Origin of the sequence: Streptomyces sp. SLBN-31 (genome assembly GCF_006715395.1) — a bacterium.
In the GTDB taxonomy this organism is placed as follows: Bacteria; Actinomycetota; Actinomycetes; order Streptomycetales; family Streptomycetaceae; genus Streptomyces.
Window position 1 is genome coordinate 2396477 of the sequence record NZ_VFNC01000002.1, and the last position, 23344, is coordinate 2419820.

Genomic DNA, 23344 nt, shown 5'->3' on the forward strand with positions numbered 1-23344 from the left:
ATCTCAGTCGCTTTTCATGGCAGGGCTGATTGGAGCGCGCCCCAAAGGGGTGCGGGGAACTGCGCGACAAGCCCCCACCGGCCGGCAGCCGAAAACACCGAGGGGCCGCACCTCGAAAGGTACGGCCCCTCAGTCAGGAGCTACTGCTCAGTGAGCGTCAGCTCAGCTCTGGCCACCGGCCAGCTTCTCGCGAAGCGCGGCAAGCGCCTCGTCCGAAGCCAGCGCACCGGAGGTGTCCGCACCCTCGGAGGAGTACGAACCGCCGCCACCCGCGGCCGGAGCCGCACCGGCGGCGTCGCCGCCCTCGGCGGCAGCGGCAGCGTCGGCCTCGCGGCTCTTGATGACCTGCTGCTGGTGCTGCTCGAAGCGGGTCTGCGCCTCGGCGTACTGGCGCTCCCACTCCTCGCGCTGCTTCTCGTAGCCCTCGAGCCAGTCGTTGGTCTCGGGATCGAAGCCCTCGGGGTAGATGTAGTTGCCCTGGTCGTCGTACGACGCGGCCATGCCGTACAGCGTCGGGTCGAACTCGACCGAGGCCGGGTCCGAACCGAAGGACTCGTTGGCCTGCTTCAGCGAGAGGCTGATGCGACGGCGCTCGAGGTCGATGTCGATGACCTTGACGAAGATCTCGTCGTTGACCTGGACGACCTGCTCCGGGATCTCCACGTGGCGCTCGGCCAGCTCGGAGATGTGGACCAGACCCTCGATGCCCTCGTCCACGCGGACGAACGCACCGAACGGAACCAGCTTCGTGACCTTGCCGGGCACGACCTGGCCGATCTGGTGGGTACGGGCGAACTGCTGCCACGGGTCTTCCTGGGTCGCCTTCAGCGACAGGGAGACGCGCTCGCGGTCCATGTCGACGTCGAGGACCTCGACCGTGACCTCCTGGCCGACCTCGACGACCTCGGAGGGGTGGTCGATGTGCTTCCAGGACAGCTCGGAGACGTGGACCAGACCGTCGACGCCACCCAGGTCCACGAAGGCACCGAAGTTGACGATCGAGGAGACCACACCGGAGCGGACCTGACCCTTCTGCAGGGTCGTGAGGAACGTCTGGCGGACCTCGGACTGGGTCTGCTCCAGCCAGGCACGGCGGGACAGGACCACGTTGTTGCGGTTCTTGTCCAGCTCGATGATCTTGGCCTCGAGCTCCTTGCCCACGTAGGGCTGGAGGTCGCGGACGCGGCGCATCTCGACCAGGGAGGCCGGGAGGAAGCCACGGAGGCCGATGTCGAGGATGAGACCACCCTTGACGACCTCGATGACGGTACCGGTGACGATCCCGTCCTCTTCCTTGATCTTCTCGATGGTGCCCCAGGCACGCTCGTACTGGGCGCGCTTCTTCGAGAGGATCAGGCGGCCTTCCTTGTCCTCCTTCTGGAGAACAAGGGCCTCGATCTCGTCACCGACGGCGACGACCTCGTTCGGGTCGACGTCGTGCTTGATGGAGAGCTCGCGGCTCGGGATAACGCCTTCGGTCTTGTAACCGATGTCGAGCAGGACCTCGTCCCGGTCGACCTTCACGATGACGCCGTCGACGATGTCGCCGTCGTTGAAGTACTTGATCGTCTCGTCGATCGCGGCGAGGAAGGCTTCCTCGTTACCGATGTCGTTGACCGCTACCTGCGGGGTGGTGGCGGTGGTCTCGGTGCTGCTCGTCATGTGGGAAAGGGCTCCGGTACGGACATTGAAGTCGTAGGTACTGCTTACGCCGGGAGCCCGTTTCGCTCTGAAGAAGCCGGACAGCCAAGGAAGCGCCCCACCGAAATCGGTGATGGCGCCTCGACAACCGAGGGGACATACAACAGATGCGAGCGCAGCCTGCTACGTCTGAGGTGCGCAGGCCCGCAGCGCAACTTGTAGCATACGGGGGCAGCCAGGCAGGGTCAATGCGCGAAGGCGCACACCCGGGGCGGATCGCCCCATACCCGGCACAAGAACTGTCTCGCGAGGCCACGCAGGCCTGCGACACGCCCTCCGTGACACCCGTGGGCGTCGGGTTGGAGGGAAGAGTACGACGAGGGAGCCGATCATCCAAGAGTCCGTTTCTTCCGAGCGCGAGTACGACCCCGAGTCCGGGCCCGGCCCCGAGTCCCGGCACGACTCGGAGCACGAGGTCGAGCCCGAGGCCACCCGGCGCACGGCCGGTGTCGCGGAGAGCTCCCGGGCCAACCGGGGCTGGTGGGACCGGAACGCCGACGAGTACCAGGTCGAGCACGGCACGTTCCTCGGGGACGACCGCTTCGTGTGGGGCCCGGAGGGCCTCGACGAGGTGGAGGCCGAGCTGCTGGGTCCGCCGGAGGACCTCAAGGGCCGGGACGTCCTGGAGATCGGCGCGGGCGCCGCCCAGTGCTCGCGCTGGCTGGCCGCGCAGGGCGCCCGCCCGGTGGCCCTGGACATCTCGCACCGCCAGCTGCAGCACGCCCTGCGCATCGGCGGCGCGTTCCCCCTGGTCTGCGCGGACGCCGGCGAGCTGCCCTTCGCGGACGCGTCCTTCGACCTGGCCTGCTCGGCGTACGGGGCGCTGCCCTTCGTCGCCGAGCCGGTACGGGTACTGAAGGAGGTGCGGCGGGTGCTGCGTCCCGGCGGGCGTTTCGTCTTCTCGGTGACCCACCCGATCCGCTGGGCCTTCCCGGACGAGCCGGGACCCGAGGGGCTGAGCGTGTCGGCCTCCTACTTCGACCGCACGCCGTACGTCGAGCAGGACGAGGAGGGCCACGCGGTCTACGTGGAGCACCACCGGACGATCGGCGACCGGGTCCGGGACGTGGTGGCGGGCGGCTTCCGGCTCGTCGACCTGGTCGAGCCGGAGTGGCCGGCCTGGAACACCGCCGAGTGGGGCGGCTGGTCGCCGCTGCGCGGGAACCTGATCCCGGGGACGGCGATCTTCGTCTGCGTACGAGACTGAGCGTGTGATCCGTTACGACGCCCTGGACGCACTGCCCGTACGCGCGGCGCTGCCCGCTCTCGACGACGCCCTGGAGGGGCACGGTACTGCCGTTCTCGTGGCGCCTCCGGGCACCGGCAAGACGACGCTGGTGCCGCTGGAGCTTGCCGGACTGCTCGGGCGGGGCGCGGCCCGTCGCGTGGTGGTGGCGGAGCCGCGCCGCATCGCCGTCCGGGCCGCGGCGCGGCGGATGGCGTGGCTGCTGGGCGAGCGGACGGGCGAGAGCGTCGGCTACACGGTGCGCGGCGAGCGGGTGGTCGGGCGGCACACGCGCGTGGAGGTCGTCACGACCGGCGTGCTGCTGCAACGGCTGCAGCGGGACCAGGAGCTGACCGGGGTGGACGTGGTGGTGCTCGACGAGTGCCACGAGCGGCATCTGGACGCCGACACCGCGGCGGCCTTCCTGTGGGACGTCCGGGAGGCGCTGCGGCCCGAGCTGCGGCTGGTGGCGGCGTCGGCGACCACGGACGCGCAGGGGTGGGCGCGGCTGCTGGGCGGGGCGCCGGTGATCGAGGCGGAGAGCGTCTCGTACCCGGTCGAGGTGATCTGGTCGCCGCCGGTCCGCCCCGTACGTCCGCCGCACGGCACGCGCGTGGACCCGGCGCTGCTGGCGCACGTGGCGTCGACGGTACGGCGGGCGCTGGCCGAGCGGGACGGGGACGTGCTGTGCTTCCTGCCGGGCGTGGGCGAGATCGCGCGCGTGGCCGGGCAGTTGGGGGATGTGGGCGGCGCCGAGGTGCTCCAGGTGCACGGGCGCGCGCCGGCGGCCGTGCAGGACGCGGTGCTCTCCCCCGGCACCCGGCGCCGGGTGGTGCTGGCGACGTCGGTGGCGGAGTCGTCGCTGACGGTCCCCGGCGTACGGGTGGTCGTGGACTCGGGGCTGTCGCGTGAGCCGCGCGTCGACCACGCGCGCGGGCTGAGCGCGCTGACGACGGTACGGGCCTCGCAGGCCGCCGGGCGGCAGCGGGCGGGCCGGGCCGGGCGTGAGGCGCCGGGTGCGGTGTACCGCTGCTGGGCGGAGGCCGAGGACGCGCGGCTGCCGCGCTTCCCGGCGCCGGAGATCAAAGTGGCCGACCTGACGGCGTTCGCGCTGCAGACAGCGTGCTGGGGCGACCCGGACGCGTCCGGGCTGGCGCTGCTGGACCCGCCCCCGGGCGGGGCGATGGCGGCGGCGCGGGCCGTCCTGACGGCGGTGGGCGCGGTGGACGCCGACGGCCGCGCCACGCGGCGGGGAGCCGCCCTGGCCCGCCTGGGCCTGCACCCACGACTGGGCCGAGCACTGCTCGACACCTCCGGACAGGGCGCAGAGGCGGTGGCACTCCTGTCGGAGGAACCGCCCCGCGAGTACGGCGACGACCTCACGGCCGCCCTGCGAACCGCCCGCCGCGGCAACGACCCGTACGCCGCCCGCTGGCGCACGGAGGTACGACGGCTCCGGGCGAGCACGCGGACACCCGCAGGGGAGGACCCGTCGCGGGCGGCGAGCGAGGCCACACCGACGACGCATGTGACGGACGACAGCCCGCGGATGGCCGGCAGCACCACATCCACGCCCGGCGCGGACGACCGAACACGGGCAGTCGGCGGGTCGGCGACGGGTACGGAAGACAACACGCGGGCAGGCGGTCCGGGCGCGTCGACGCCGAACACGGACGACCACACGCCGACGACCGGGGCGCGCGCGGCGCGGATGGACGCGGACGACCACACGCCGGCAGCCGGGGCGCACGCGGCGACGGCGGACGCGGACGACCACACGCCGACGACCGGGGCGCGCGCGGCGCGGATGGACGCGGACGACCACACGCCGGCAGCCGGGGCGCACGCGGCGACGGCGGACGCGGACGGCCGCGCGCCGACAGGCAGGGCGCGCGCGGCGCGGATGGACGCGGACGACCACACGCCGGCAGCCGGGCCGGGCGCGGCGACGGCGGGCGCGGACGGCCGCGCGTCGGCAGGCGGGGGCGATGAGCGGATCGTGGGGCTTGTGGCCGCGCTTGCTTTTCCCGAGCGGGTCGCAAGGGCCGACGGGGGTTCCTATCTCATGGCCTCCGGCACCAGGGCCGAGTTCGCCGACGGCAGTCCGCTGCGGGGGGCGCCCTGGATCGCGGTCGCCGTGGCGGATCGGCCCGTCGGCAAGGGGCACGCGCGCGTGCGGCTCGCGGCCGTGATCGACGAGGACCTGGCCCGGCGCGCCGCCGCCCCCCTGTACTCCGAGGCGCAGGAGGTCCACTGGGCCGACGGGGACGTCGTGGCACGGAGTGTGCGGCGGCTGGGGGCGATCGAGCTCGCGGTGCGGCCGTTGCCGGACGCCGACCCGGGCCTCGTACGGGATGCGCTCCTGGAGGGGCTGCGGGAGGAGGGGTTCGGGCTGCTGCGGTGGTCGCCCGAGGCCGTCGTACTGCGTCAACGGCTCGCCTTTCTGCGGCTGCGTCTCGGGGAGCCGTGGCCCGACGTCGGCGACGACGCGCTGCATGCGCGCGTGGACGAGTGGCTGGAGCCCGAGCTGGGGCGGGCCCGGCGGCGGGCGGAACTGGGGCGGATCGACGCGGGGCAGGCGCTCGCCCGTCTGCTGCCCTGGGCCTCCGGGGAGGCCGGGCGGCTCGACGAGCTGGCGCCGGAGCGCATCACCGTACCGAGTGGGTCCAGGATCCGGATCGACTACGGCGATCCCGAACAGCCCGTTCTCGCCGTGAAGTTGCAGGAGATGTTCGGTCTGCACAAGTCGCCCGCGGTGGCGGGCGTGCCGTTGCTCGTGCACCTCCTCTCCCCCGCCGGGCGGCCCGTCGCCGTCACCGCCGACCTCGCCTCCTTCTGGAAGGACGGCTACAAGGGCGTGCGCGCCGAACTGCGCGGCCGGTATCCGAAGCATCCGTGGCCCGAGGACCCGGCGGCCGCCGAGCCGACGCGGCACACCAAAGCGCGGCTCAGGCGCTGACGGGTTCGGGCGCCGCGGACTCGGCGCGTGCCGGGTCGGCCGGGCGGCGGCCGCGGGCCTCCAGCCACAGGGAGAGGGCGAGCAGCAGAGTGCCGAGGATCAGGAAGCCCCACGGCAGGTACGAGGTCATCAGCAGGACGAGGGTGCGGTTGGACTTGACCAGCGCGACCGTGTGCTCGATGTAGTCCTCGCGCATCTTCACGTGGCCGGCGAAGGCCGTCACCTTGTCCCGGCCGCCGAGCAGGGTGCCGCCGCGCAGCTCCTCCTTGTGGATCTCCTCGCCGTAGACCGGTGCGCCGGTGACGGGCTCGACCCAGAACCTGCGGACGGTGGTGTACCAGCGGGTGGTGCCGGTCTTGGCGACCGACTCGGGGGTGATGCCCTTGACGGGCATGGTCCTGGGGAAGGCGACCTTGGTCCAGGGGATGGTCTGCTCGAAGTAGTAGACCTTGACGCCACGGAAGTCCTGGGTGCCCTTGTAGTGGATGGGGTTGGTGGTGCGGGTCTGCGCGTCGAAGTACTCGTAGTCCCGTTGCTGCGTCAGGAAGGGCCACTTGAACTCGATGCCGGTCCGCTTCACCGGGTCGCCGTCGACCATCTCGCCGGTGGCGTGGACCGGGGCCTGGCTGTGGGCGTCGAAGATGTAGCGCTCGGGGATCTCGGAGACCATCTTGCCGTCGGGCCCCTGGACGTAGGACAGGCCGTCCCAGACGACGACGTCCCGGCCGGCCGCCTTCCCGATCTTCTTCGCGGCCTCCACGTCGCCCTTGAGGGTCTGAACGATGGTGACCTTGGAGACCTTCCTCGCCTTCATCGTGCCGTAGTCGAGGAGGGTCGCGTCCTTCGCCTCCAGGACCATGTCCTGGTACTGGCCGGCCGGGATCTTGGCCAGACGCGGGAAGGCGTACCAGCGCAGCAACGGGGACAGGGCCGCGAAGAACACGGCGAAGGCGAGCAGGACCAGACTGGCCTTGCGGCGCATCTCGGCCTCCCGGGCGGACGGCTACGGGTGTGCGGGCACCGTCGTCAGCAGCGGCTTCGGCGACGTCTTCCCCGTCGGGGTCCCCATCGCGGTGATCGTGAGGACCAGCGCGAACGCGACGGCGAGACCGGTCGCGGCGGCGATCAGGGCGCGCATGCCTGCCTCCCGACGGACTGGAGAGGAACCTGGAACTGATACCTCGTCAGATCCGGCACCGTAGCAACGGGCGGGCGAGATGAGAACAGGTCGCACACGACTACGGCGCCCCTGCGCAGAGGGACGCCGTGGTCGTCGTGGAGGAACGGGCCGGTACGCGGCTTACGAACTCGCGCTCGCCGACGGGCTGGGCGACGGGGTCGCGGAGGTGTCGGCCGCCGCCACCGTCAGCTGGACGTCGAGCGTGGCGCCGCCCGCGGTGGTGACGCGCAGGACGAAGGTGCCGGTGGTGTCGTCCGCGTACATCTTGGGCAGCTGGAGCTTGCCGTCGGCGTCAGTCGTCAGACCCGTGAGGGTGCGTACGGTCTTGCCGTCCGCGTCCTTGAAGTAGGGGCCCTTGTCGTTCGCGGTCGCGTCGTCCTTGGACTTGATCAGCATGGCGGTGACCGCGACCTTGTCCGCGACGGCGCTCTTGTAGGTGGCCTTCACCTCGACCTGGTCGGCGAACTCGCCGCCCGGCGTGCAGGTGAGCGCCGTGTCGCCGGTGCGGACGAGCGTGTCGGCGACGCGCTCGGTGACGGTGGCCTTGTAGTCGAGGGCGGCGACGGCGCGGCCGACGACCGTCGCGCGGACGGTGAAGTCACCGGTCTTCTCGCCGGCCTGCAGCGCGGGCGCCACGGCAACGCCGGAGGCGTTGGTGACGGTGCTGGCCACGCTCTCGCCGCCGGCGAAGGTGGTGTCGGTGTCGCCGATGATCGTGAAGCGGACCCGGACCTTGGCGACGGCCTTGCCCGCCTTGGTGACGGCCTTGGTGCTGATCTTCTTGGTGAACTCGTCGCCCGCCGTCGCGGTTAGCTTCGCGGTGCCCGCGTCCGCCAGGTGGTCCACCGTGTCGGTGGGCGTTGCGGGCGGGGACGGCGGGGTGGACGGGCTCGGGCTGCCGCCGCCGCTGCTGCCGCCCGGCTTCGGGCTGGGGCTGGTGCCCGGCTTGGAGGGCTTGCCCGTCGGCGGCTTCGACGTCGTCGGCTTGGAGGTGTTCCCGCTGCCGCCGCTGTCGCTGCGGTTCGACGGGACCGTACCGGTGCCGTCCGGGATGGAGTGCGTGCCCTTGCGGTAGTACTCCAGCCACGACAGGACGGTGTTCAGGTAGTCCTGCGAGTTGTTGTAGCTGAGGATCGCGCTGTTGAGGTCCGTCTGGTTCGACAGGTCCCAGTTGTCGCGGCACAGGTAGTGGGCGGCGGCGAGAGCGGCGTCGTAGACGTTGTTGGGGTCCTTCTTGCCGTCCCCGTTGCCGTCGCGGCCCGCCCACGCCCAGGTGGACGGGATGAACTGCATGGGCCCGACGGCCTGGTCGTAGGAGCTGTTGCCGTCGTACTTGCCGCCGTCGGTGTCCTTGATCAGCGCGAAGCCGTCGCCGTCGAGCTGCGGACCGAGGATCGGGGAGAGCGTGGTGCCGTCCGCGCTGACGCGGCCGCCGCGGGCCTGTCCCGACTCCACCTTGCCGATGGCGGCGAGGAGTTGCCAGGGCAGGTTGCAGCCCGGCTTGGCCGCGCGCATGGCCGTCTCCGCCTTCTTGTAGGCGTCGAGGACGGTCGCGGGGATGCCCGCCTCACCGCTGCCCTGGACCACCGGAGTACCGGACGCGGACGGTGAGGGGCTGGGGTTGGGGCTGTTGAGCGGCGGGAGGTCCGTGTAGTACGGCGAGTTGCCGGTCGCCGAACCGGCGTCGGCGGTCGCGTCGGGTGACGGCGTGGCGTCCGAGGCGGTCTGTCTGCCGTGGCCGTCGACCGTGACTCCTGGCGCCTGCGACGCGGACAGGGCCGCGACCGCCAGCGCCGCCACGGCGGTGGTCGCCGCTCCCTTGGCCAGCCTCCTGCCGAATTGCGCCGCCATAGAGTGAACCCTCCCGTGGACGCCCGAGCGCCCTTCTCTGTCTGCCTGCTCGCCTTGATGTGACGATCGACCCACGGGGCTGGTTGCCCTTGTGGGGCGATTGCTTGTTCTTTTTTCGTCCGCTCGGTGCTGGTGTTCTGTGCTTCTGTTGTGTTTTGCGGTTCTTCGGTCTGCCGAGCAGCCCGGTGCCCCGTGCTGTGACCCAGGCGACCCTACGACAACTTGCTTGCCATGGGCACCCGTTCGTGCCCGTCATTCACCAGATGGCCATCTACAGCCGGTGGCAGACCGGTCGACGTCTTCTCCTAGGAGCCCTGTTGCCGTTCACCCTGAGCCATGCGGCGGCCGTACTGCCCGGTGTGCGCGGCGACGGAAGCGGGCGGGGGCGGCTGGTTCCGGCCGTGCTCGTGGCCGGATCCTTCTCCCCCGACATGACCTACTTCGCGGCGAGTGCCGTGCCCGGTGCGATGGAGTTCGGCGACTTCACCCACTCGTTCGCCGGCGTGTTCACGGTCGACGTGGTCGTGGCCTGGGTGTTGGTCGGGCTGTGGCTGTTGGTGCGCGAGCCGGTGGTGGCGTTGCTTCCGCGGGCCTGGCAGGCGCGGCCGGCCGTGCTGTTGCGGTGCGGGGTGGCGCGCTCGCGGGCCGGGGCGGGGGTGGCGGTGCGGTGGTACGCGTCGGCGGTGCTGGGGGCGCTGACGCATGTGGTGTGGGATGCGTTCACGCATGCCGACCGGTGGGGGATGCGCTGGTTTCCCGTGCTGGGGACGGAGATCGCGGGGTCGCCGCTGTACTGGTACCTGCAGTACGGGGGGTCGGTGGTGGCGGCTGTCGTGATCGCGGTGTGGGTGGCTCGGGCTCTGCGGCGGGTGCGGCCGGCTGTTCCGGGGCCGTTCGGGGTGCCTGTGCTGGCGGGGCGGGATCGGTGGTGGGCCGGGGGATTTATCGCGGGGTGCGCGGTGGTGGCGGGGGTGCGGCGGGCCACCGTGTGGTGGGGGGAATGGGGGGCGCGGGCTCGGCCGTGGGAGCTGGTTCCGACGCTGTGCTTCGGGATGGGGGCCGGGCTGGTGCTGGGGGTACTGCTGTACGCGGTCGGTGTGCGGGTGTGGCGTCCGGTCCCGGACGGGGACAGCGGCCCGGAGCCGGTCAGCGTGGGGCGGAGCGGTGCCGAAGGCGGCCGGTGAGGTGGGCCGCGGTGCGGTGCAGGGTTGTCGCGAGGCCTGAGGGGAGGCGGTGCAGGGTTGCCGCGAGGTCCGTGGGGATGCGTGCGGTGCTCGCGTCGGCCGCGAAGACCGGGACCGGCGTGGACCCGGGCCCCGGCTTGGCATCTGCCTGCGCTTTCGCCGTGCGGCGGTTGAGCATGCGTATACCCATGCCCGCATCCTGACGGCGGGGGTGGCGGAGGGCGTGTTCGCGGGGGCCACGTGGGTGACGGGCGGGTCGGCGCGGCGGTCCGGTGGTGGGCCGGGGTCGTGGGGGTGCGGCGAGCCCGCCGCCGACGGGGCGTCTGCCTGCTGAGACGCGGAACGTGTGCAGGAAGCGCACGCGGCGGGCTGCGCCGCACCCCCACGACCCGCTCCCGTGCGTGCGCGGGTGCGGACCGTGGGGGGACTGCCCCGGTGGTCCTGTCAGTGGGCCGCCGATTCCCAGTCCGGTCCCGCGCCGACCGAGACGCCCAGGGGGACCCTGAGGTGGACCGCGTCGGACATCTCGCGGCGGACCAGTTCTTCGACCTGGGTGCGCTCGCCGGGGGCGATCTCCAGGACGATTTCGTCGTGGACCTGCAGGAGCATGCGGGACTTGAGGTCGGCCTCGCGCAGGGCGCCGTCCACGCGGAGCATGGCGATCTTGACGATGTCGGCCGCCGTGCCCTGGATGGGGGCGTTGAGGGCCATGCGCTCGGCCGCCTCGCGGCGCTGGCGGTTGTCGCTGTTGAGGTCGGGCAGATAGCGGCGGCGGCCGAACAGGGTGGCCGTGTAGCCGGTGGCCCGCGCCTCGTCGACGACCCGGCGCAGATAGTCCCGTACACCGCCGAAGCGCTCGAAGTAGGCGTCCATCAGGGCCCGCGCCTCGCCGGCCTCGATGTTCAGCTGCTGGGAGAGGCCGAAGGCCGACAGGCCGTAGGCGAGGCCGTAGGACATCGCCTTGATCTTGCGGCGCATCTCCGCGTCGACCGCGGTCTGCTCGACCGCGAAGACCTGGGAGGCGGCCGTGGTGTGCAGGTCCTCGCCCGAGGTGAAGGCCTCGATGAGGCCCGCGTCCTCGGAGAGGTGGGCCATCACCCGCAGTTCGATCTGGCTGTAGTCGGCCGTCATGAGGGACTCGAAGCCCTCGCCGACGACGAAGCCCCGGCGGATGGCCCGGCCCTCGTCCGTGCGGACGGGGATGTTCTGCAGGTTCGGGTCGGTGGAGGAGAGGCGGCCGGTCGCGGCGACGGTCTGGTTGAAGGTGGTGTGGATGCGGCCGTCGGCGGCGATGGTCTTGATCAGGCCCTCGACCGTGACGCGGAGCTTCGCCTGCTCGCGGTGGCGGAGCATGATCACCGGGAGTTCGTTGTCCGTCTGGGTGGCGAGCCAGGCGAGGGCGTCCGCGTCGGTGGTGTAGCCGGTCTTCGTCTTCTTGGTCTTGGGCAGGGCCAGTTCGCCGAAGAGGACTTCCTGGAGCTGCTTGGGCGAGCCCAGGTTGAACTCGTGTCCGGCCGCCGCGTGCGCCTCCTTCACCGCCTGCTGGACGGCGCCCGCGAACATCTGCTCCATCGCCTCCAGGTGCGCGCGGTCGGCCGCGATGCCGTGCCGCTCCATGCGGGCCAGCAGCGCGGAGGTGGGCAGCTCCATGTCCTGGAGGAGATCCGCGGCGCCGACCTCCTGCAGGCGGCCGGCGAAGGCCTGGCCGAGGTCCAGGACGGCGCGGGCCTGGATCATCAGTGCCTCGGCCTCGGCGCCGTCGTCCGCGCCGAAGGCCAGCTGGCCGTCGGCGGCCGCGGCCGGGGCCAGCTCGCGGCCCAGGTACTCCAGGGACAGCGCGTCCAGGTCGAAGGAGCGGCGGCCCGGCTTGACCAGGTAGGCGGCGAGCGCGGTGTCCATGGAGACGCCGGCGACGCTCCAGCCGTGCTCGGCGAACACGCGCATGGCGCCCTTGACGTTGTGCAGGACCTTGGGGCTCGTGTCGCTCGCGAGCCAGGCCGTGAACGCCCGCTCGTCGGCCTCGTCCAGCTGGGACGGGTCGAACCAGGCGGCCGGGCCGTCGGCCGTCGCGAGGGCGACCTCGGCGACCGAGCCGGTGCCCAGCGCCCAGGTGTCGACGGTGGCCACGCCGAGGGGGCCGTCCGCGTGCCCGGCGAGCCAGGGGGCGAGCTCACCGGTGCCGAGGACCGTGCCGTCCAGCTCCACGCCGTCGGCGATCACCGGCGTCTCCTCCGCCTGGGCGGCGCCCGGGTCGACGGCCAGCAGCCGCTCGCGCAGGGAGGGATTCCTGATCTCCAGGGTGTCCAGGACCAACGCGAGGGCCTTGCGGTCGTACGGGGCCCGCTCCAGGTCGGTGACCGCCTTGGGCAGCTCCACCGTGCGCACCATCTCGGTCAGGCGGCGGTTGAGCTTGACGGCCTCCAGGTGGTCGCGGAGGTTCTGGCCGGCCTTGCCCTTGACCTCGTCGACGCGCTCGACCAGATCGGCGAAGGAGCCGAACTGGTTGATCCACTTCGCGGCCGTCTTCTCGCCGACCCCGGGGATGCCCGGCAGGTTGTCGGACGGGTCGCCGCGCAGGGCCGCGAAGTCCGGGTACTGCGCCGGCGTCAGGCCGTACTTCTCGAAGACCTTCTCCGGAGTGAACCGGGTCAGCTCCGAGACGCCCTTCGTCGGGTACAGCACGGTGGTGTGCTCGGTGACCAGCTGGAAGGAGTCGCGGTCGCCGGTGACGATCAGCACCTCGAAGCCCTCGGCCTCGGCCTGGGTGGCGAGGGTGGCGATGACGTCGTCCGCCTCGAAGCCGTCGATCGCGAAGCGCGAGACGTGCATGGTGTCCAGCAGCTCGCCGATCAGCTCGACCTGGCCCCTGAACTCGTCCGGCGTCTTGGAGCGGTTCGCCTTGTACTCGGTGAACTCCTCGGAGCGCCAGGTCTTGCGGGAGACGTCGAAGGCCACCGCGAAGTGCGTGGGCTCCTCGTCACGCAGGGTGTTGGCCAGCATCGACGCGAAGCCGTAGATCGCGTTCGTCGGCTGGCCCGTCGCCGTCGTGAAGTTCTCCGCGGGCAGCGCGAAGAACGCGCGGTACGCCAGCGAGTGCCCGTCCATGAGCATGAGGCGGGGCCGCTTGCCGCCGGGGGTCGTCTCGGTCTTCTTCGATGCTGTCTCTGCCACGGACCCGATCCTGCCACGTGCCACTGACAGTCGGCCGCCATCGGGGGCGGCCGCACCTTCGGCGGCAGTGTCGGCGGCGCGTGCGAGGATCGAAGGCGTACCCACATGCGCAGCTGAAGGAGATGGCGCCATGGCCACCAAGCCGCCCAAGAGCGATCCGGTTCAGGACGCGCCGCAGGTCGCCGAGCCGCAGCACGCGGCGGCGGGCCTTCCGGCCATCGGGCACACCTTGCGCATCGCACAGCGGCAGATGGGTGTGCGGCGCACGATGCTGACGCTGCTGAACGTCAACCAGAAGGACGGCTTCGACTGCCCGGGCTGCGCCTGGCCGGAGCCGGAGCACCGGCACACGGCGGAGTTCTGCGAGAACGGCGCGAAGGCGGTGGCCGAGGAGGCCACCCTGCGCCGGGTCACCCCGGAGTTCTTCGCCGCGCACACCGTGGCCGACCTCGCGGGCAGGAGCGGGTACTGGCTGGGCCAGCAGGGGCGGCTGACACATCCCGTGTACCTGCCCGAGGGCGGGGACCGCTACGAGCCCGTGAGCTGGGAGCGGGCCTTCGACATCGTCGCCGAGGAGATCGCCGCGCTCGGCTCCCCGGACGAGGCCGTCTTCTACACCTCGGGGCGTACCAGCAACGAAGCGGCGTTCCTCTACCAGCTGTTCGCGCGCGAGCTCGGTACCAACAACCTGCCGGACTGCTCCAACATGTGCCACGAGTCGTCCGGGTCGGCGCTGTCGGAGACGATCGGCATCGGCAAGGGCAGCGTCCTGCTGGAGGACCTCTACAAGGCGGACCTGATCATCGTGGCGGGGCAGAACCCGGGCACGAACCATCCGCGCATGCTCACCGCCCTGGAGAAGGCCAAGGCGGGCGGTGCCCGGATCATCACCGTCAACCCGCTGCCCGAGGCCGGGCTGGAGCGGTTCAAGAATCCGCAGACGCCGCAGGGCATGCTCAAGGGGGCCGCCCTCACCGATCTGTTCCTGCAGATCCGCATCGGTGGAGACCAGGCCCTCTTCCGGCTCCTGAACAAGCTGATCCTCAAGACCGAGGGCGCGGTCGACGAGGAGTTCGTCCGCGAACACACGCACGGCTTCGAGGAGTTCGCGGCCGCGGCCGAGGCCGCCGACTGGGACGAGACGCTGGCCGCAACCGGTCTCACGCGCGAGGAGATCGAGCGGGCCCTCGGCATGGTGCTCGCCTCGAAGCGCACCATCGTGTGCTGGGCGATGGGGCTGACCCAGCACAAGCACTCGGTGCCGACCATCCGCGAGGTGGTCAACTTCCTGCTGCTGCGCGGCAACATCGGCCGCCCGGGCGCGGGCGTGTGCCCGGTGCGCGGTCACTCGAACGTGCAGGGCGACCGGACCATGGGCATCTTCGAGCGGCCCGCACCCGCCTTCCTGGACGCGCTGGAGAAGGAGTTCGGCTTCGCGCCGCCGCGCGAGCACGGCTTCGACGTCGTCGAGGCCATCCGGGCACTGCGCGACGGCCGGGCGAAGGTCTTCTTCGCCATGGGCGGCAACTTCGTCTCCGCCTCCCCCGACACGGAGGTCACGGAGGCCGCCATGCGGCGCGCCCGCCTCACGGTGCACGTGTCGACGAAGCTGAACCGCTCGCACGTGGTCACGGGCGCGCGTGCCCTGATCCTGCCGACCCTGGGCCGTACCGAGCGGGATCTGCAGGGCGGCGGCGAGCAGTTCGTGACCGTGGAGGACTCCATGGGCATGGTGCACGCCTCCCGCGGCCGTCTGGAGCCGGCGAGCGGGCATCTGCTGTCCGAGCCCGCCATCGTGTGCCGGCTGGCCCGCCGTGTCCTGGGCGAGGGCAGCACGGTGCCGTGGGAGGAGTTCGAGAAGGACTACGCGACCATCCGCGACCGCATCGCGCGCGTGGTCCCCGGTTTCCAGGACTTCAACGCGCGCGTGTCGCATCCGGGCGGCTTCGCGCTTCCGCACGCCCCGCGCGACGAGCGCCGCTTCCCCACGGAGACCGGGAAGGCGAACTTCACGGCGGCCCCCGTGGAGTACCCCGGGCTGCCCGAGGGCCGGCTGCTGCTGCAGACGCTGCGCTCGCACGACCAGTACAACACCACGATCTACGGCCTCGACGACCGCTACCGGGGCATCCGCAACGGCCGCCGGGTGGTCCTGGTCAACCCGGAGGACGCCCGGAGGCTGGGGGTCGCCGACGGTTCGTACGTCGATCTCGTCAGTGAGTGGCGGGACGGAGTGGAGCGGCGGGCGCCGGGCTTCCGGGTGGTGCACTACCCGACGGCGCGGGGATGTGCGGCCGCCTACTACCCGGAGACCAATGTCCTGGTCCCGCTGGACCACACCGCCGACACCAGTAACACCCCGGCCAGCAAGTCCGTGGTGGTGCGTCTGGAACAATCGTCGACCGACTGAGCGTTTGCTCAGTCAGGCCGCACGACTGATCACGGACGAACGGAGCACGGCCCATGGGCGAGCAGCAGCACGTGAGGTTCCCGCAGGAGGTCATCGACGAGTACGCCGCCCTCGGCGTGGACCTGCCGGCCCTGTTCTCCGCGGGACATCTCGGGACGCGCATGGGCGTGGAGATCCTGGAGGCCTCCGCCGACCGTGTCGTCGGCACCATGCCGGTGGAGGGCAACACCCAGCCGTACGGGCTGCTGCACGGCGGCGCCTCCGCCGTGCTCGCCGAGACGCTCGGTTCCGTCGGCTCGATGCTGCACGGCGGCAGCTCCAAGATCGCGGTCGGCGTCGACCTGAACTGCACGCACCACCGGGGCGTGCGTTCCGGGATGGTGACCGGGGTGGCCACGCCCGTGCACCAGGGGCGTTCGACGGCGACGTACGAGATCGTGATCAGCGACGAGGAGGGGCGGCGCGTGTGCACCGCGCGGCTGACCTGTCTGCTGCGGGACGTGCGGCAGGGCGACGGGGTGCCGACGGGCACCGCGGGCTGACGGCGGCCCCCCTCTGGCCGCATCCGGCGATCAGGCCATAGCGTCGTGCCATGAGAACGGGAGGAGCCACCCGGCCGGGTCTCGTGTTCGGCTTCGGGCTGGCACTGGCAGTGGTGACGGCCGGGCTGTGCGCCGGGTGCGGGGATCCGGGCTCCGCGGGAGGCTCGACCGCCGGGCGCACGACCGCGTCCACGCCGGCCGCGGCGACCACCTCGCCCGAGGACCTGTGCACCCGCGTCGTCGCCCACTGGTCCCGCGAGGTGCTCGACAGCCACAGCTACGGCGATTACCAGACGATGGGCCTGTCCAACGGGCAGTACGACATCCTGCGCGAGGTGGTCGACGCCGCCCGGGTGGAGAAGAAGAAGCACGGCGCCCGCGCGGCCGACGAGCTGATCGGCCGCGAGGCGCGCGCCGGCTGCCGCGACTGGTACCGCACCGGCGGCCCGAGCAACGGACCCTGGTCATGAGCGGCGTCGGCCCCGTCGAGCCCGGTGAGGGCACCCGGGCCCGCGACCTCACGGACGACGACTCCCCCTCCCCTCCCCGCCCGCGCGGCCGGTTCGGGCAGTGGTACGACCGGCACCGCCGTGGGGCCCTCGCCGCGGCCGCGGCGGCCGTCCTGCTCGCGGCCGGCGGCTATCTGTATCTGACCCGGCCGCACGCACCGGCGCCCGCCGCACCGCCGTACCCGTCCCAGGTCGTCGACGTCACCTATCTGGAACCGGTGGCCACCCCAAAGGGGGTACGCCCCCGCAGCTTCAGCTTCGCGGTCGCTCTGAGTGTCGAGTCCGGCCCACCGGTGACGGTGCGTTCCATCAGTCAGCCCTACCCCGGCATCTCACTGACGTCGGAACCGCTTGCTCCCTTTCGCGCCCGGGCGGGCGGCACACGGAACGTCGTGATCACCATGCACGTCACGGATTGCCGGAAAGCGCCAGAAAGCGCCGGACTGCCTTTCCTGGACGTAACTCTGCGTAATAAGCGTGCAATAGAAGTCCACAGCTACATCCTCGGACAGCGCTATGCGCAACACCTCTCCACCGCCCTGCAAGGCATCTGCAGGCACCGTTCCCGGTAATTACCAAAAGCCTCGAAGCACATGACAGATCCCGTCGGGTCCTGCAGGTTCTCAGAATGCGGACTGGGCGAATCGGCCGGAATTCTGCTGTACTGCCCACAGAGCACCGCTCTGCATTACCTCGTGTCATAACGAAGGAGTCACAGCCTCCCCCAGACCCTCCTCCCGGGTTCCTCCACCCGCTTAGAGTCACGGCCAGTCACCGTGCAGCCGAAAAAGCACTTCGGCACGGCGCAGGGACTCGGCCACTTCCAGAGGGAAGGGCCGTGCCAGGGAAAGGACTGATCGTGCGTCAACGTTCGCTCATCGCCATCACCGCCGCGCTGGCGGCGGGAGCACTCACCCTCACCGCCTGCGGCTCGCGCGACAGCGGCGACAAGAGCAGCTCCGGCAGCGGCGGCACCACCGTCACCATCGGAGTCGACGCCCCGCTGACCGGCGACCTGTCCGCGCTGGGCCTGGGTATCAAGAACTCCGCCGACCTCGCGGTCAAGACGGCCAACAAGGACAAGACCGTCGACGGGGTCACCTTCAAGCTCGTCGCCAAGGACGACCAGGCTCAGGCGTCGTCCGGCCAGCAGAACGCCTCGGCCTTCGTCGCCGACAAGAGCGTCCTGGGCGTCGTCGGCCCGCTGAACTCCTCCGTGGCGCAGTCCATGCAGAAGGTGTTCGACGACGCGAAGCTGGTCGAGGTCTCCCCGGCCAACACCAACCCGGCGCTCACCCAGGGCGACGCCTGGCAGAGCAAGAAGGTCCGCCCGTTCAAGTCGTACTTCCGCACCGCGACCACGGACGCCATCCAGGGCCCGTTCGCCGCCGAGTACATCTACAACACGGCCAAGAAGAAGAAGGTCTTCGTCATCGACGACAAGAAGACCTACGGCGCCGGCCTCGCCGCGACCTTCACGCAGGAGTTCAAGAAGCTCGGCGGTACGGTCGTCGGCACGCAGCACATCAACCCCGACACCAAGGACTTCTCCTCGGTCGCCACCCAGGTGAAGAACTCCGGTGCCGAGGCCGTCTACTACGGCGGTGAGTACCCGCAGGCCGGCCCGCTCAGCAAGCAGATCAAGGCCGCCGGTGCCAACATCCCGCTGGCCGGCGGTGACGGCATCTTCGACCCGACCTTCATCAAGCTGGCCGGGGCCAAGGCCACCGGCGACCTCGCCACCTCGGTCGGTGCCCCGGTCGAGACCCTGCCTTCCGCGAAGAAGTTCGTCGCGGACTACAAGGCGGGCGGCTACTCGGAGGAGTACGGCGCCTACGGCGGTTACTCCTTCGACTCGACCTGGGCGATCATCCAGGCCGTGAAGAAGGTCGTCGACGACAACAACGGCAAGCTGCCCTCGGACGCCCGTGCCAAGGTCACCGCCGCCATGCAGAACGTCTCCTTCGACGGAGTGACCGGCAAGGTCTCCTTCGACGAGTTCGGTGACGCCACCAACAAGCAGCTCACCGTCTACGCCGTGAAGAACGGTGCCTGGGCGGCCGTCAAGTCCGGTACCTTCACCGGCTGACCCACTCCCGCACCACTCACGAGCCGCGCGGGGCGCTGTTCCACTGGCGCCCCGCGCGTTCTCGCATCCGGCTCCATCCGTCGAAAATCATCCGAATAGTCTCGGAGGACATGCGGTGAACGAACTGCCGCAGCAGCTGGTCAACGGCCTGCTACTGGGATCCATGTACGGGCTGGTCGCCATCGGCTACACGATGGTCTATGGCATCGTCCAGCTCATCAACTTCGCCCACGGCGAGATCTTCATGACCGGAGCGTTCGGCGCTCTGACGGTCTACTTGTACGTCCTGCCGGACGGCACCTCCATGGCGATCGCCCTGCCCCTGATGATCGTCGGCGCCATCATCGTGGCCGTCACGGTCGCGGTGGGGGCGGAACGGTTCGCCTACCGTCCCCTGCGCAACGCGCCACGTCTCGCCCCGCTCATCACCGCCATCGGCCTCTCGCTCGCCCTGCAGCAGGCGGTCTGGGCCTGGTACCCCGACGCGAAGTCCTCCGTGACGTTCCCGCAGATCGACGGCGGGCCGTTCCACATCGGTGACGTCACCATCCAGACCGGCGACGTCTTCCTGCTGGTCGCCGCGCCCATCAGCATGGCCGTCCTCGCGTACTTCGTCATGAAGACCCGCACCGGACGTGGCATGCAGGCCACCGCCCAGGACCCCGACACCGCCAAGCTGATGGGTGTCAACACCGACCGCATCATCGTGATCGCCTTCGCCCTCGGCGCCACCTTCGCCGCCATCGGCGGCGTCGCGTACGGCCTGAAGTACGGCGAGGTCAACTTCCGTATGGGCTTCATCCTGGGCCTCAAGGCGTTCACCGCGGCCGTGCTCGGCGGCATCGGCAACATCTACGGAGCCATGATCGGCGGTGTCGTCCTCGGTATCGCCGAGACGCTGGCCTCCGCCTACATCTCCAACATCCCGGGCATGGAAAAGTTCGGCAGCCAGTCCTGGGCCGACGTCTGGGCCTTCGTACTCCTCATCCTCGTGCTCCTCTTCAGGCCACAGGGTCTGCTCGGCGAGCGCGTCGCGGACAGGGCGTGACACCGATGACCACACAGACCACCGCGCCCGAGACCCCGGGCACCCCCGCCGCTCCCGCCCCGGCCGGCCTCATCGGCATCCCGCCGCACATCGGCCGCGCACTCGCCGTCGGCGGCGGCGCACTCACGATCATCTCCACCTTCATGTCGTGGACCTGGACCTCCGCCTTCCCCGGCGATCTCACGGTCTACGGCTACCCGGGCGGCCTGCAGGTCCTCGTCCTCATCGGCGGCGTGCTGACCACCCTCTTCGCGCTGGCCGGCCACGGCGTCAAGGGACTGCGGTACATCGTCCCCTCCGGCGGTGACGCGGCGCTGAAGTTCGCCGCCCTGGCCGCCTTCGCCACCGCCTGGTACACGGTCATCGCGATCAGCGTCGAGCTCGGCGGCGTCGCCAACCTCGACCCGGGCGGCTACGTGGTGGCGATCGCCACGCTCGCCGCGTTCGTCGGCGCCCTGGCGCTGCCGTTCGAGCACCCCGCGCCCGACCCGATCGACCCCGACGACGACTCCTGGGAGCAGTTCAAGAACCGGTCCTCGCACAAGTGGGAGACCGTCAAGACCGCCTTCTCCGCGCGTTCCCCGCGGCCCGTCGGCAAGCTCCCGACCTATGTCGAGATCCTGGTCATCGCCGTCGTGATGGCGCTCGGCCTGCTGGTCTTCACGTACGGCATCGGCACCCAGTACGACGAGCTCTTCGTCGGCTTCCTGATCACGGCCGGCTTCGGCTTCACCGCCCTGAACAAGTCCGGTCTCGTCGCCCAGGCCACCGAGATCACCTCGCGGCACCAGACGATCACCGTCTGGGGCGCCTTCATCGCGGCGGCGCTGTTCCCGTTCACCCAGACCGACGACCAGTACGCGACCATCGGCGTCTACATCCTGATCTTCGCCACCGTCGCCCTGGGCCTGAACATCGTCGTCGGCCTCGCCGGCCTCCTCGACCTCGGTTACGTCGCTTTCCTCGGTGTCGGCGCCTACGCCGCGGCCCTGGTCTCCGGCTCTCCCAGCTCGCCGTTCGGGGTGCACTTCCCGTTCTGGGCGGCCGTCCTCGTCGGCGCCGCGGCCTCGCTGGTCTTCGGTGTCCTGATCGGCGCCCCGACCCTGCGACTGCGCGGCGACTACCTGGCCATCGTGACGCTCGGCTTCGGTGAGATCTTCCGCATCACGGCCAACAACCTCGACGGGACCTCCGGACCGAGCCTGACCAACGGCTCCAACGGCATCTCCTCGATCCCGAACCTCACCATCCTCGGGTTCGACCTCGGCGCGCCGCACACCATCGCGGGCTTCACCATCGGCCGGTTCGCCAACTACTTCCTGCTGATGCTGCTCATCACGGCCGTCGTGGTCCTCGTCTTCCGGCGCAGCGGCGACTCCCGTATCGGCCGCGCCTGGGTCGCCATCCGCGAGGACGAGACCGCCGCGCTGGCCATGGGCATCAACGGCTTCCGCGTGAAGCTGATCGCGTTCGCCGTCGGCGCCTCCCTCGCGGGTCTCGCCGGTACGGTCCAGGCCCACGTGACCTACACCGTCACCCCCGAGCAGTACCAGTTCGCCGGGCCCATCCCGCCGAACTCCGCCTTCCTGCTCGCCGCGGTCGTCCTCGGCGGCATGGGCACCATCGGCGGTCCGCTGATCGGCGCCTCCCTGCTCTACCTGATCCCGAACAAACTCCAGTTCCTCGGCGACTACCAGCTCTTCGCCTTCGGTGTCGCGCTCATCCTGCTGATGCGCTTCCGCCCGGAGGGCCTCGTCGCCAACCGGCGCCGTCAGCTGGAGTTCCACGAAGAGGCCGAAGCGCCCACAGTCCTCAGCAAGACAGGGGCCTGACCACACATGACCACCGACACCACCACCCAGGGCACCACCCCGGGCGCCACCGCCCCCGGTCAGGCCGTCCTCGACGCCCGCGGCGTCACGATGCGCTTCGGCGGTCTGACCGCCGTACGCAACGTCGACCTGACCGTCAACAGCGGCGAGATCGTCGGCCTCATCGGCCCCAACGGCGCCGGCAAGACGACCTTCTTCAACTGCCTGACCGGCCTCTACATCCCCACCGAGGGCGAGGTCCGCTACAAGGACGAGGTCCTGCCTCCGAAGTCCTTCAAGGTCACCGCGGCCGGTATCGCGCGCACCTTCCAGAACATTCGTCTGTTCGCCAACATGACGGTGCTGGAGAACGTGCTCGTCGGCCGCCACACCCGGACGAAGGAAGGATTCTGGTCCGCGGTCCTGCGCCTCCCCGGCTTCCACCGGGCGGAGAACGCCTCCCGGGCACGGGCCATGGAGCTGCTGGAGTTCGTCGGCCTCGCGAGCAAGGCGGACCACCTCGCCCGCAACCTCCCCTACGGTGAGCAGCGCAAGCTGGAGATCGCCCGCGCCCTCGCGAGCGAGCCGGGACTGCTGCTGCTCGACGAGCCCACCGCCGGCATGAACCCGCAGGAGACGCGGGCCACGGAGGAACTCGTCTTCGCCATCCGTGACATGGGCATCGCCGTCCTGGTCATCGAGCACGACATGCGGTTCATCTTCAACCTCTGCGACCGCGTCGCCGTCCTCGTCCAGGGCGAGAAGCTCGTCGAGGGCGACAGCGCGACGGTGCAGGGCGACGAGCGCGTGATCGCCGCCTACCTCGGGGAGCCCTTCGACGGCTCCCCCGGCGACGACGAGGCCGCCGAGGTCGACGCCGCCGAAGTACACGCCGACGCCCCGAGGGACGCCGCGCCCGGCAAGGAGAACGACCGATGACCGCACTCCTGGAGGTCGAGGACCTCCGCGTCGCCTACGGCAAGATCGAGGCCGTGAAGGGCATCTCCTTCAAGGTCGACGCGGGCGAGGTCGTCACCCTGATCGGCACCAACGGCGCCGGCAAGACCACCACCCTGCGCACCCTGTCCGGGCTGCTCAAGCCGGTGGGCGGTCAGATCAGGTTCGACGGCAAGTCGCTCAAGAAGACCCCCGCCCACCAGATCGTCTCCCTCGGCCTCGCGCACTCCCCCGAGGGGCGGCACATCTTCCCCCGCATGACGATCGAGGACAACCTGCGCCTCGGCGCGTTCCTGCGCAGCGACCGGGCGGGCATCGAGAAGGACATCCAGCGCGCCTACGAGCTCTTCCCGATCCTGGGAGAGCGTCGCCGGCAGGCCGCGGGCACCCTCTCCGGTGGTGAGCAGCAGATGCTCGCCATGGGCAGGGCCCTGATGTCCCAGCCGAAGCTGCTGATGCTCGACGAGCCCTCCATGGGTCTGTCGCCGATCATGATGCAGAAGATCATGGCGACGATCGCCGAGCTGAAGTCCCAGGGCACGACCATCCTGCTGGTCGAGCAGAACGCCCAGGCGGCGCTCTCGCTCGCCGACCACGGTCATGTCATGGAGGTCGGCAACATCGTCCTGTCCGGCACCGGTCAGGACCTGCTGCACGACGAGTCGGTGCGCAAGGCCTACCTCGGCGAGGACTGAGGCCTTCGGGCG

General features: G+C 70.7%; 17 protein-coding genes. 12 read left to right on the top strand and 5 right to left on the bottom strand.

What is annotated here, in order from left to right; genetic code table 11:
- Positions 1 to 162: 162 nt before the first annotated feature.
- Entirely contained in the window at positions 163 to 1662 is a 1500-nt protein-coding gene (gene rpsA, locus FBY22_RS31040) for a 30S ribosomal protein S1 (RefSeq protein ID WP_142151291.1), read from the bottom strand.
- 301 nt (positions 1663 to 1963) lie between these two features.
- Here rpsA and FBY22_RS31045 point away from each other — a divergent pair, with 301 nt between their 5' ends.
- A complete protein-coding gene (locus FBY22_RS31045) occupies positions 1964 to 2908 on the top strand; it encodes a class I SAM-dependent methyltransferase (RefSeq protein ID WP_142151292.1) in 945 nt (314 codons plus the stop codon).
- A 4-nt stretch (positions 2909 to 2912) separates the two neighbouring features.
- Positions 2913 to 5885, top strand: a complete 2973-nt coding sequence (locus FBY22_RS31050) for an ATP-dependent RNA helicase (RefSeq protein ID WP_142151293.1) — start codon at positions 2913 to 2915, stop codon at positions 5883 to 5885.
- Here FBY22_RS31050 and FBY22_RS31055 read toward each other — a convergent pair.
- The 3 genes from FBY22_RS31055 to FBY22_RS31065 all read right to left on the bottom strand — a co-directional run bounded on the left by FBY22_RS31055 (position 5875) and on the right by FBY22_RS31065 (position 8916).
- Positions 5875 to 6867 (bottom strand): DUF3068 domain-containing protein, encoded by a 993-nt coding sequence (locus FBY22_RS31055; RefSeq protein WP_142151294.1) that lies wholly within the window; start codon positions 6865 to 6867, stop codon positions 5875 to 5877. The two genes, FBY22_RS31050 and FBY22_RS31055, sit on opposite strands and share 11 nt — an antisense overlap.
- Before the next feature lie 21 nt (positions 6868 to 6888).
- Positions 6889 to 7023, bottom strand: a complete 135-nt coding sequence (locus FBY22_RS31060; protein WP_107416174.1) for an SPW_0924 family protein — start codon at positions 7021 to 7023, stop codon at positions 6889 to 6891.
- Between the two features lie 162 nt (positions 7024 to 7185).
- Entirely contained in the window at positions 7186 to 8916 is a 1731-nt protein-coding gene (locus tag FBY22_RS31065; protein ID WP_142151295.1) for a lytic transglycosylase domain-containing protein, read from the bottom strand.
- A gap of 317 nt (positions 8917 to 9233) precedes the next feature.
- On the opposite strand from FBY22_RS31065, the gene FBY22_RS31070 reads away from it, so the two are divergent.
- The gene (locus FBY22_RS31070; protein ID WP_142151296.1) at positions 9234 to 10100 is read left to right on the top strand and encodes a DUF4184 family protein; all 867 of its coding nucleotides are present in this window, start codon (positions 9234 to 9236) and stop codon (positions 10098 to 10100) included.
- Between the two features lie 444 nt (positions 10101 to 10544).
- On the opposite strand, the gene polA is transcribed toward FBY22_RS31070, so the two are convergent.
- The gene (gene polA / locus FBY22_RS31075; RefSeq protein WP_142151297.1) at positions 10545 to 13271 is read right to left on the bottom strand and encodes a DNA polymerase I; all 2727 of its coding nucleotides are present in this window, start codon (positions 13269 to 13271) and stop codon (positions 10545 to 10547) included.
- Positions 13272 to 13401: 130 nt separating this feature from the next.
- On the opposite strand from polA, the gene FBY22_RS31080 reads away from it, so the two are divergent.
- The 9 genes from FBY22_RS31080 (at position 13402) to FBY22_RS31120 (ending at position 23332) form a co-directional block, all read left to right on the top strand.
- On the top strand, positions 13402 to 15681 hold the full coding sequence (locus FBY22_RS31080) for an FdhF/YdeP family oxidoreductase (protein ID WP_142151298.1): 2280 nt from the start codon (positions 13402 to 13404) through the stop codon (positions 15679 to 15681).
- Positions 15682 to 15734: 53 nt separating this feature from the next.
- A complete protein-coding gene (locus FBY22_RS31085) occupies positions 15735 to 16223 on the top strand; it encodes a hotdog fold thioesterase (RefSeq protein ID WP_142151299.1) in 489 nt (162 codons plus the stop codon).
- Between the two features lie 50 nt (positions 16224 to 16273).
- A complete protein-coding gene (locus FBY22_RS31090) occupies positions 16274 to 16693 on the top strand; it encodes a hypothetical protein (protein ID WP_142151300.1) in 420 nt (139 codons plus the stop codon).
- Entirely contained in the window at positions 16690 to 17304 is a 615-nt protein-coding gene (locus FBY22_RS31095; RefSeq protein WP_142151301.1) for a Tat pathway signal sequence domain protein, read from the top strand. The genes FBY22_RS31090 and FBY22_RS31095 overlap by 4 nt, the downstream gene beginning before the upstream one ends.
- Before the next feature lie 287 nt (positions 17305 to 17591).
- Positions 17592 to 18821, top strand: coding sequence for a branched-chain amino acid ABC transporter substrate-binding protein (locus tag FBY22_RS31100; RefSeq protein ID WP_174267302.1), 1230 nt, complete (start codon positions 17592 to 17594; stop codon positions 18819 to 18821).
- Positions 18822 to 18936: 115 nt separating this feature from the next.
- On the top strand, positions 18937 to 19869 hold the full coding sequence (locus FBY22_RS31105; RefSeq protein WP_142151303.1) for a branched-chain amino acid ABC transporter permease: 933 nt from the start codon (positions 18937 to 18939) through the stop codon (positions 19867 to 19869).
- 5 nt (positions 19870 to 19874) lie between these two features.
- The gene (locus FBY22_RS31110; RefSeq protein ID WP_142151304.1) at positions 19875 to 21701 is read left to right on the top strand and encodes a branched-chain amino acid ABC transporter permease; all 1827 of its coding nucleotides are present in this window, start codon (positions 19875 to 19877) and stop codon (positions 21699 to 21701) included.
- 6 nt (positions 21702 to 21707) lie between these two features.
- Positions 21708 to 22619, top strand: coding sequence for an ABC transporter ATP-binding protein (locus tag FBY22_RS31115; RefSeq protein ID WP_142151305.1), 912 nt, complete (start codon positions 21708 to 21710; stop codon positions 22617 to 22619).
- Positions 22616 to 23332 (top strand): ABC transporter ATP-binding protein, encoded by a 717-nt coding sequence (locus FBY22_RS31120; RefSeq protein ID WP_142151306.1) that lies wholly within the window; start codon positions 22616 to 22618, stop codon positions 23330 to 23332. Before FBY22_RS31115 ends, FBY22_RS31120 begins: the two co-directional genes overlap by 4 nt.
- Positions 23333 to 23344: the final 12 nt, after the last annotated feature.